This window comes from Antrihabitans spumae (assembly GCF_043944905.1).
GTDB classification, from domain to species: domain Bacteria; phylum Actinomycetota; class Actinomycetes; order Mycobacteriales; family Mycobacteriaceae; genus Antrihabitans; species Antrihabitans spumae.
Genome location: NZ_JBIMSN010000115.1, coordinates 1 through 919 on the forward strand (window position 1 = coordinate 1; position 919 = coordinate 919).

Genomic DNA, 919 nt, shown 5'->3' on the forward strand with positions numbered 1-919 from the left:
CGGTGCTCGGTGACCAGACGGACCGCCTTGGCCTTGGTCTCCCCGTCGTACTTCGATGGCATGATGTCCAACCTTCCAAGAAGAAGGGTGTGCATCAAACCCGGGGCGATTCACTTTGAACTGAGTAGGTGGATCACCCTTTTGGTGCGCCATATGGCACCTCCGTTCCAGCGGATTCCGTTGTGCAACTTATTCTATCGCCGACGAAGATCGCTGAGTGGCACGTCGGGATCGATTCCTCGTGTTATCAAGATCGTATGGACTGGTCACAGCAAGGCCTCAGACACGCAGGATTCTCGGGGTGGGTTCCATTCAACGCTCTTGGCACGACGAACGTGCCCACTGATCCTGGTGTGTACGTCGTTCTTCGACCTACCAACACCACTCCCCAGTTCCGCCCGGTGAGCCCCGCAGGCTGGTTTAAAGGCAAGGACCCGTCGGTGCCGATCGCCGACCTGGAGCAATCGTGGGTTCCTGATTCGCCGCTGCTCTATATCGGCAAGGCCAACGGTGGCAGTACTGGGAGACGCGGGCTTCGCAAACGGCTCGACGAGTACCGGCGCCATGGCGCAGGGATCCCGGTCGGACATTGGGGGGGCCGCTACGTATGGCAACTCGCCGACAGCGACGAACTGCTGGTGGCATGGAAAACGACGGCTGACGGCGTCGCGCGCGAGCTAGAACGGGACATGATTGCCGAATTCAAAACAACCCACTCCAAACGGCCATTCGCAAATCTAACTGGGTAAACCGCAAGATCCACCACCCGCTGCAGTATTGCCAGCGCCCGCCTGGCGGGGGCGGTCTCTGCGCATCCGCCCAGTGCTGACTCGGGTGTGCAGCAGTGTCCTGAAAACGAATGATATCTCTAGTCGGGCGAGATTCAGTGCCGCTGACCTGGTGACTTTCGTGGAAGACA

Annotated in this window: 1 protein-coding gene; it reads left to right on the forward strand. The window is 59.3% G+C overall.

All coding sequences use genetic code 11. From position 1 onward, the window contains the following. Positions 1 to 440: 440 nt before the first annotated feature. Positions 441 to 749, forward strand: coding sequence for a hypothetical protein (locus tag ACHIRB_RS23410; protein WP_395113186.1), 309 nt, complete (start codon positions 441 to 443; stop codon positions 747 to 749). Positions 750 to 919 lie beyond the last annotated feature (170 nt).